The following is a 9,446-nucleotide window of genomic DNA, read 5'->3' as shown; positions in this document are numbered from 1 at the left end:
GGGTGGGGGTGCGGTTGTATCGGACGGGGGATTTGGTGCGGTGGGATGGGTTGGGGTCGTTGGTGTTTGTGGGGCGGGCTGATTTTCAGGTGAAGGTGCGGGGGCAGCGGGTGGAGTTGGGGGAGGTGGAGTCGGTGTTGGTGTCGTGTCCGGGGGTGGGTGCGGCTGTGGTGGTGGTGGGTTCGGGTGGTGGGTTGGTGGGGTATGTGGTGCCGGAGGTGGGGGCNCNGGTGGATTCGGCTGGGGTGGTGGAGTTTGCGGGGTCGGTGTTGCCGGGGTTCATGGTGCCGTCGGTGGTGGTGGTGTTGGGGGAGTTGCCGGTGACGGCGTCGGGGAAGGTGGACCGTGCCGCACTACCCGCACCCGAGGCTCCGGTCCGGATATTCCGGGCGCCGGCCACCCCGTTCGAGGCCGTCGTCGCCGACGTGTTCGGCGAGGTCCTCGGCGTCGACCGCGTCGGGGCCGAAGACCACTTCTTCCGTCTGGGTGGAGACTCGCTGTCCGCCACCCGTGTGGTCGCCCGCGTCGACGCGGCTCTCGGCATCGACGTCGGCGTGCACGCCCTGTTCGAGGCGCCGACCGTGGCAGAGTTCGCGGAACGCGCGGCGAAGGCCGGTGCGCCGACACACCGGCCGGAACTGCGGGCAGCGCCGCGACCCGAACGAATTCCGCTGTCCCTGGCCCAGACCCGCATGTGGTTCCTCAACCAGTTCGACACTTCGTCGCCCGCCTACAACATCGCCATGGCGTTCCGGCTCACCGGCGCACTCGACCTCGACGCCCTCCGGACAGCCGTGTCCGACGTCGTGCGACGCCACGAGACGCTGCGCACCCGATTCCCGATGGCCGGCGAAGAACCGGTGCAGCTGATCCTGCCCGCTGCCGACGCAGTTCCGGACCTGCCTGTCACCACGGTGTCGATCGAGGCCGAATTGCGGGAACTGCTGTCGGCAGCCGTCGCGCAGGGATTCGACGTCACCGAACAGATTCCGTTGCGGGCAGCCGTGTTCGAGACCTCCGGCACCGACCGGACGCTGCTGGTGGTGGTCCACCACATCGTCGCGGACGGAGTGTCGATGGTCCCGCTCGCGCGCGACATGACGACGGCCTACACCGCCCGTGCGGCCGGGCACGCCCCCGACTGGCCACCGACCACGGTCCAGTACGCCGATTTCACGCTCTGGCAGCGCCGCCTCCTCGGCTCGGAGGACGATCCGCAGTCGCTGGTGTCGCAGCAACTGGACTACTGGCGCAGCACACTCGCCGGGCTCCCCGCCGCGCTGGACCTGCCCGCCGACCGCCCGCGGTCGCTGCAACGCACACCGGACGGGAGCAGGGTCGGATTCGAGATCGACGCCGACCTGCATCGCCGGCTCCTGGCGACGGCGTCCACCCACCAGTCGACCGTGTTCATGGTCGCCCACGCCGCCCTGGCCGCGTTCCTCGCGAGAATGTCCGGCACCGGCGACATCGCCGTCGGCACCCCCGTCGCCGGGCGCGGCGAGGCCGCACTCGACGACGTCGTAGGCATGTTCGTCAACACCGTCGTCCTGCGGACCATCGTTTCCGACGCGGACCGGTTCTCCGACCTGCTCGACCAGGTACGCGACGTCGACCTCGCTGCATACGCGCACGCGGAGGTGCCGTTCGAGAAGGTCGTGGAAGCACTCGACCCGCCCCGCTCCACCGCGCACTCACCGCTGTTCCAGGTGCTGCTCGAGTTCCAGAACATCGAGCGCCCCGACCTCTCGCTGCCGGGCGTCGAGGTGCACGGCATCGACCTCGGTGCCACGATCGCCCGGTTCGACCTGCAGCTGACGCTGGCCGAGGAATACACGGACGACGGCACGCCGGCCGGGATCACCGCCGGTTTCGCCTACGCCACCGACCTTTTCGACGCCGAGACCGTCGCAGGCCTGGCCGACCGGTTCGTCCGGATGCTCGACACCGCCGTCACCGACCCGTCGATCCGGGTCGGCGACCTCGAGATCCTCGACGCCCTCGAACGGGACGAACTCGTACCGATGCGCGGCTTCCCCGCTGTCGCGGAACGCCTGCTCCCCGACGTCCTCACCGTCGGCGCTGCGCTCGCACCGGGCGCGACCGCGGTGTCGTGCGAAGGCGTCACGCTGTCGTACCGGGAACTCGACGAGCAGTCGAACCGGCTGGCCAGGGCACTGATCGACCGCGGTGCCGGTCCGGACGCCTTCGTCGCGATCGGGGTGCCCCGGTCGATCGACTGGGTGCTGTCGGTGTGGGCGGTCGCGAAATCGGGGGCGGCGTACGTGCCGGTCGACCCCGCCCTGCCGCCCGCACGCACCCGCGGCATGCTCGACGATTCGGGCGCGATGCTCGGACTGACGGTGACCGCGCACCGCGACCGGTTGCCCGGGGTGGTGCCGTGGCTTCTGCTCGACGATCCCGATGTCGTGAACGGATACTCCGGCGACCCCGTGACCGACGCCGACCGTCTGCGCCCGCTGAGAGTCGACCACGCCGCGTTCCTGCTCTACACGTCGGGATCGACGGGAACACCGAAGGGTGTCGTGCTCACCCACGGCGGCATCGCGAATCTTGCTGTCGAGGAACGGGAACGGTTCGCGTCCATGCACGGGGCGCGCGTGTCGCACCTGGCGTCGCCGAGCTTCGACGCGTCCCTGTTCGAACTGCTGATGGCGTTCGCCGTCGGCGCGACACTGGTGGTCGTTCCGCCGACGGTGCTCGGGGGACGGGAACTGGCCGAACTGCTCGCGAGCGAGCGCGTCTCACACGCGTTCTTCACCCCCACCATCCTCGACACCCTCCGCCCCGAGGACGTGCCGTCCCTGCGGATTCTCGCCGTCGCGGGCGAACGCTTCCCACCCGAGATCGCCGACCGCTGGACCCCGGGACGGTTCGTCTTCAACGGATACGGACCCACCGAGGCGACGGTGCAGACCACGATCAGCGAGGTCCTGTCGACCGAAGAATCGGTCAATGTCGGCGGTCCGGGGCGGGGGGTCGACGTGATCGTGGTCAACACCTGGTTGCAGCCCGTTCCGGTGGGGGTGATCGGGGAACTGTACGTCGCGGGACCGGGGGTGGCACGTGGCTACCACCGGCGTCCGGCACTGACGGGTGCGTCCTTCGTCGCGAACCCGTTCGGCGAACCCGGCTCCCGCATGTACCGCACCGGCGACCTCGTGCGATGGACCGAGATCGGACGGCTGGAGTATGTGGGACGCAACGACTTCCAGGTGAAGATCCGCGGACAGCGGGTGGAGCTCGGCGAGATCGAATCGGTGCTGTCCCGCTGCGACGGCGTCGGACGGGCAGCGGTCACCGTGCACAGCGGCACCGGCGACCGGCTCGTGGGATACGTGACGGCGGAGGACGGTGCGAGCATCGACACCGCCGAGATACTCCGGTACGCCGGGTCGCACCTCGCGCCGTACATGGTGCCCGCCCAGCTGGTGGTCCTGGACCGGTTGCCCGTCGGCCGCACCGGCAAGCTGGACCGCCGGGCGCTGCCCGCCCCGGTGCTCGCGCCCCGGGAGTTCCGGGCACCCGCCACCCCGGTGGAGGAGGCCGTCGCGGAGGTCTTCGCCGACGTCCTCGGCATCGACCGGGTCGGGGCCGACGACGACTTCTTCGAACTCGGCGGCAACTCGCTCGTCGCGACCCGGGTGGCGTCCGCGCTCCGGGACCGGCTCGGCACCGACGTCGTCCTGCAGTGGATCTTCCGCAACCCGACCCCGGAGGGCCTCGCCCGGCGCATCGTCGACCCGTCGGTTCTCGGAAGCATGCCGGCGGACGACGTGCTGAACGTCGTCGTGCCGCTCCGCGCGTCCGGGTCCCAACCCGCGCTCTTCTGCGTGCACCCCGCGGGCGGACTCGCGCTGGGCTACGCCGGACTGATCGGGCACCTCTCGCCCGACCGTCCGGTGTACGGGCTGCAACTGCCGATCCTCAGCGGTGGAACGACGTTCGAGTCGATGGAACAACTCGCCCACCGGTACGTGGTCGAGCTGCGTGCCGTCCAGCCCCGGGGGCCGTACCACCTGCTCGGCTGGTCACTCGGCGGTGTCATCGCGCAGGCGATTGCCGTGGAACTCCGCGAGTCGGGCGCCGAGGTCGGCACCCTTGCGATGATGGACAGCTACGTCGCGGAAGGCGACGACTTCGGTGACCTCGAGGTGAACGCCGAGGAGTGGCTGCGCGGGCTGGGCGTCGAATTCGAGGGCGGTGACGACGCCGGCACGTCGTACCGCGAGCAACTGCTCGAGATGCTCGGACGATCCTTCGGCCGGGACCCCGGGTTCGCGTCGACCCTCCTCGGTCGCATCAGCACCGGGCTGGAGAACTCGAAGCAGATCTCCATCGGACACCGCCCGCGCGTGTTCGACGGCGACCTGCTGTTCTTCAGCGCCGCGCAATCCGCCGAAGGGGAGGAAGGCGAACGGCCGTCGCCCGGCGTCTGGCAGCCCGCGATCACCGGCGTGATCGTCGAGAACAAGGTGGACTGCGACCACCTGCGGATGACCACACCGCAAGCCCTCGCGGTGATCGGACCGATCCTGGAGAACTCCCTGGGGTCACGCCCCGATCGCGCTGCCGATGACGGGCCAGGACTCCCGTAACTCCGTCTCGAACAGCCCCCACGAATGAGTGCCCTGCGAGAGATACGCAAACGTGGCCGGAATCCCCAGCGAGTGCAACCGCGACTGGAACGTGGCCGCACACACGTTGGTCACCATCTCGACCACGCTGCCGCCGATCGTCTGCGGCACCACCAGCACCGGGTCGTGGTTGTCGATGCCGCCCGGAAGTCCGTTGCCGCTCGAGACGAACAACTCTGTGCCGCGCAGACGTTCGGCGTTCACCATCGGATCGTGCACCTGCCACTGCGGGTCCACCGCAGGGCCCCACATGTTGGTCGCGTTGCCCCCGCCCCGCAATTCCACCATCGACCGCACCATCGCCTGGCCGAGCAGTCCGCTCGTCGCGGCGCAACCGCTGTACGAGCCGACGGCCCGGTAGAACCCTGGAGCCTGGATCGCGAGGTCGAGCACCGCGCCGCCCGCCATCGACACCCCGCCGATGGCGTTCGCCCCGGTGGTCGCGAACCTGCCGTCGATGGCGGCGGGAAGTTCGCTCGTCAGGTACGTCTGCCACTTGTTCCTGCCGAGGACCGGGTCGTCGGAATCCCAGTCGGTGTACATGCTGTACTGGCCGCCGATCGGCATTACCACGTTGACGTGCTTGTCGGCGAAGAAGTCCCGCACACCGGTGTTGTTGAACCACGAGATCCCGTCCGAGCCGCCGCCGATGCCGGTGAGGAGGTAGAACGTGGGCGCCGGACCTCCCGACGCGGGAGAGATCACGTCGTTGGCCACCCACCGGCCCATCGACTCCGAATAGACGTCCACCCTGGTGATGCGCGGCTCGGCCGAAGCAGGCGACGGTCCGAGCGCCGCCCACGCCGAGAAGAACAGCAGCATCACCGCCAGCACACGCAGAGAGATCGCGGATCGCAGAGCTTCGAACGGTCGCATGGACGCCCCCTGGCTGTGGCCTGCCCTTCCAATCTAGGACTGCGGGGTACCTGCTTGGTGCGGTTCCAGTGAACCGGTGTAAAGATGATTCGGTGACCGACAACGACCGGCCCGACGAACGTTTCACGCTTGCAAGCGAGCGGACGTTCCTCGCCTGGATGCGGAGTTCACTTGCACTCCTGGCCGGTGGCATCGCGATGATCCACCTGGTCCCCGAATTCAGCACCGGGTGGGTGCGGACGACCCTCGGACTGATCCTGATCGGACTCGCCGCCGCCGCGGCACTCGTCGGCATGCGGCGGTGGTCGCAGGTCGAGAAGGCCTTGCGCGACGGCGCACCGATGCCGCCGCCCCACGAGTTGTGGTTGTTCGCGGTGACACTGACGGTGGTGGCACTGGGAGCGGCGGTCGCCAGCCTGGTGGCCGCGCTCTAACCTGCAGAAGAGGTTTGCATCTCGCGAACCGGACGTGAAGACGAAGGAGTACACGGTGGCCCACGAACTCAAGCTCGGTTACAAGGCGTCCGCGGAGCAGTTCGGTCCGCGGGAGTTGGTGGAGCTGGGTGTCCTGGCGGAGCGGCACGGGATGGATTCGGCGACGGTGTCGGATCACTTCCAGCCGTGGCGGCACGAGGGCGGTCATGCGCCGTTCTCGCTGGCGTGGATGACGGCGGTCGGGGAGCGGACGGAGCGGTTGCAGCTGGGGACGTCGGTGATGACGCCGACGTTCCGGTACAACCCGGCGGTGGTGGCGCAGGCGTTCGCGACGATGGGGTGTCTGTATCCGGGGCGGATCATGCTCGGTGTCGGTACCGGTGAGGCACTGAACGAGATCGCGACCGGTTTTGCCGGGGAGTGGCCGGAGTTCAAGGAGCGGTTCGCGCGGCTGCGGGAAGCGGTCCGGTTGATGCGGGAACTCTGGCTGGGTGACCGGGTCGATTTCGAGGGCGACTATTTCTCCACGAAGGGGGCGTCGATCTACGACGTGCCCGAGGGTGGGATCCCGGTGTACATCGCGGCGGGTGGTCCGGTGGTGGCGCGGTACGCCGGGCGTAGCGGTGACGGGTTCATCTGCACGTCCGGCAAGGGGATGGAGCTGTACACGGAGAAGTTGATGCCTGCGGTCGCGGAGGGGGCGGCCAAGGCGGAGCGGGATGTCGCGGAGATCGACAAGATGATCGAGATCAAGATTTCGTACGACACGGATCCGGAGTTGGCGCTCGAGAACACGCGGTTCTGGGCGCCGTTGTCGTTGACGCCGGAGCAGAAGCATTCGATCGACGATCCGATCGAGATGGAGAAGGCGGCGGATGCGTTGCCGATCGAGCAGGTCGCGAAGCGGTGGATCGTGGCGTCGGATCCGGACGAGGCGGTGGCGCAGATTCGCCCGTACCTCGAAACCGGGTTGAATCACCTCGTCTTCCACGCGCCCGGGCACGATCAGAAGCGGTTCCTCGAACTCTTCGAGCGCGACCTCGCGCCCCGGCTGCGGGGATAGGCGGCTCCGCCGCCTGTGTGCCTTTCTGGTAGCTGGAACAACCAGAAAGGCGCACGAGCGCGAAGCGTCCGTCAGAGCATGTTCACGCGCTTGTAGAGCTGCCGGGAAGGACCGCCCAGCAGATCGGCCTCGTCCAGGAACCGCATGAGCGGCTGCGAACTCTCCCGGATCTTCTCGGCCCGGAACCGGTTGTTCTTCGCCTCGCGCACCGCGCGTTCGGTGTCGAGGCCGGCGGCCGCGTAGACAGCCGGGTTGATCATGCTGGAGACGATCAGGTTCGACGCGATCGCGATGCAGGCGCGGCTCGCGGCGCGGTGCACCCTGCTCATGCCCTCGGCCCGGCGCAGGGTCTCCTCCCGGGCGAAGCGCATGTGCCGGGCCTCCTCGACCACATGAATCTTGCTGGTGACGCGGACGATCGGCTGGACGCGTGTGTCCTTCATCCAGTCGCGCTGCATGACGTCGAGGATCTCCTCGGCCACGAGAATGCCGGCGTACGCGACCTCACCCGACGCGAGCGCCTTGAATCCGCGGCCCAGCGTGACCACCGACTTGCGCGGAACGTACGAGGGGCACCCGAACTTCTCGGCGGTGCGGGCGAACATCACCGAGTGCCTGCATTCGTCGGCCACCTCCGTCAGCGCGAACTGGAAGTGCGCCTGCGACGCGTCCTTGGCGTACATGTCCCGGATGACCATCTGCTGGAGAATCATCTCGAACCAGATTCCGGTGCCCATGATCGACGACACCTCGTGCTTCGTCAGCGTGATCTGCTGCTCGAACGTCATCTCGTCCCACATCGGCGTGCCGTACAGCGAGGACCACTCGGGAGTGAGGCCGTACAGGTCGTCGGGGACCGGCGCGTCCCAGTCCACCTCGACGGTCGGGTCGTACGACATGCGTGCGGAGGAATGGAGAAGCCGGGCGCCTGTGTCCTGGCGATCCGTGATCTTCGGATTGCCGAGAGCGAGCGTCGAGCGTGCCATGAATGTCCTCCATGTCAGTGTGACCAGTAGTTACATCTAATCGTGGACTGGAATTCTCTTTACGTCAATAGTGTCAATGTACAAATGATGGACAGCACTGGCGCGGTTTCCCGGGAGTCAAGCCCTCGGTGATGATCCCCACAACTCCGACTGGGGGCTTGCTCAAAATTTGCCGATCGTCTGTAGTGAGTTCTCGGCAGCGGGCCCGGATGATCCCTTGCCCTGGCATCACCCGGCAGAAAGCGGAATGAACCCATGTCTGATCAGAAGAGTGCCGCGCAGCCCCACAGCGCCGATGTCGCCGTCGGTGCTCGCGTTCGGGTCCGCCGCGATGCCGATGCTCCCGCTCCGGGCGTCGTGATCGAGGATTTCGCGGACCTGTCCCAGTCGGAGGGTCTCCTCGGACGCGATTGGGCGCCCGTGCACCGCTGGGCCGTCGCTCTCGACGACGGACGCCTCGTCTTCGCCGACGACGGCGAACTCGACCTCGACACCGAGTCGCCCAAAGCGGCGTGCGGCTGATTCAGCCGAGTCCGTCGGCGATCTCCCGAAGTTGCTCGACAGTGCCTGCCGCGATCGTGCGTACATGCTCGGTGACGACGGAGATCGGCCAGTCCCACCACGCGATCCGCACCAGCGCGGCGATGTCGGACTCCGAATAGCGGTCCTTGATGTGGACGGCCGGGTTTCCGCCCACCACGGCGTAGTCCGGCACCGACCGCGTCACCACCGAACCGGTCGACACGATCGCGCCGTGTCCAATGCGCACGCCGGGCATGATCGTCGCGTTGCCCCCGATCCACACGTCGTTGCCGACGACCGTGTCGCCGCGCGACGGTAGGTCTGCGAGCAGATCGGCATGCTCGGCCCACGCGCCTCCCATGATCGGGAAGGGGAAGGTCGAGACGCCGCTCATCCGATGGTTCGCGCCGTTCATGATGAACGTCGTCCCCGTCGCGAACGCGCAGAACTTCCCGATGATCAACCGATCCGGGCCGTAGTGGTGCAGGACATTTCGCGTCTCGAACTCGTCCGCGAACTCGGGATCGTCGTAATAGCTGTACTCCCCGACCTCGATCAGCGGATTGTCGATCAGGGGTTTGAGCAGGACTACCCGGGGCTGACCCGAAATGGGGTGCAGTGTCATCGGATCCGGTGCGGCACTCGTGGGCAACTACTTCTCCATTCCTCGGCGCAGGCGTGCGCGACCTCCTGTATAGCTCCGTACGGCGCTGCGCCGCACGTGCTTTACGTCGGATTCGGCTATTGCCATGGTGTAGCGGCGGTTGCTAGAGTCGAACAAAGTTTCGAACAACCTCGGGGGAGGGCTGGTCGTGGGGGAAATGAAGGCACCGGACCTGGAGGAGTTGCGGGCGTTCACGACGCGGTTGCGGTGCGTCGAGGCGTGTGGTGATGCCGGGTTGGGGAT

7 protein-coding genes are annotated in these 9,446 nt (G+C 67.7%); 4 read left to right on the top strand and 3 right to left on the bottom strand.

The features are described from left to right. Nucleotides 1-4,619: non-ribosomal peptide synthetase (locus CA951_RS41715; RefSeq protein WP_306300882.1), on the top strand; the 4,619-nt coding region annotated here is incomplete at its 5' end. Here the strand turns inward: CA951_RS41715 and CA951_RS41710 are convergent. Continuing rightward, the gene (locus tag CA951_RS41710) at nucleotides 4,575-5,534 is read right to left on the bottom strand and encodes an alpha/beta hydrolase family protein (protein WP_087562419.1); all 960 of its coding nucleotides are present in this window, start codon (nucleotides 5,532-5,534) and stop codon (nucleotides 4,575-4,577) included. The genes CA951_RS41715 and CA951_RS41710 overlap by 45 nt on opposite strands. A 92-nt stretch (nucleotides 5,535-5,626) precedes the next feature. Here CA951_RS41710 and CA951_RS41705 point away from each other — a divergent pair, with 92 nt between their 5' ends. Then, complete coding sequence (locus CA951_RS41705) at nucleotides 5,627-5,968, top strand: YidH family protein (RefSeq protein ID WP_073370691.1); 342 nt, start codon at nucleotides 5,627-5,629, stop codon at nucleotides 5,966-5,968. Nucleotides 5,969-6,023: 55 nt separating this feature from the next. Continuing rightward, nucleotides 6,024-7,031 carry a glucose-6-phosphate dehydrogenase (coenzyme-F420) gene (gene fgd, locus CA951_RS41700; protein ID WP_087562420.1) on the top strand — a complete coding sequence of 336 codons (1,008 nt, stop codon included), beginning with the start codon at nucleotides 6,024-6,026 and terminating at the stop codon, nucleotides 7,029-7,031. A 71-nt stretch (nucleotides 7,032-7,102) separates the two neighbouring features. Here fgd and CA951_RS41695 read toward each other — a convergent pair whose 3' ends face one another. After that, nucleotides 7,103-8,017 (bottom strand): diiron oxygenase, encoded by a 915-nt coding sequence (locus CA951_RS41695; RefSeq protein ID WP_087562418.1) that lies wholly within the window; start codon nucleotides 8,015-8,017, stop codon nucleotides 7,103-7,105. 255 nt (nucleotides 8,018-8,272) lie between these two features. Here CA951_RS41695 and CA951_RS41690 point away from each other — a divergent pair, with 255 nt between their 5' ends. After that, the gene (locus CA951_RS41690) at nucleotides 8,273-8,539 is read left to right on the top strand and encodes a hypothetical protein (protein WP_087562417.1); all 267 of its coding nucleotides are present in this window, start codon (nucleotides 8,273-8,275) and stop codon (nucleotides 8,537-8,539) included. 1 nt (nucleotide 8,540) lies between these two features. On the opposite strand, the gene CA951_RS41685 is transcribed toward CA951_RS41690, so the two are convergent. Beyond that, complete coding sequence (locus tag CA951_RS41685) at nucleotides 8,541-9,164, bottom strand: CatB-related O-acetyltransferase (protein ID WP_179220524.1); 624 nt, start codon at nucleotides 9,162-9,164, stop codon at nucleotides 8,541-8,543. Nucleotides 9,165-9,446: the final 282 nt, after the last annotated feature.

It is taken from the genome of Rhodococcus sp. NCIMB 12038 (genome assembly GCF_002165735.1).
Taxonomy (GTDB): Bacteria; Actinomycetota; Actinomycetes; order Mycobacteriales; family Mycobacteriaceae; genus Rhodococcus_F.
The sequence above is the reverse complement of the archived record's forward strand: the minus strand, read 5'-3'. Positions and strand labels throughout refer to the sequence as shown.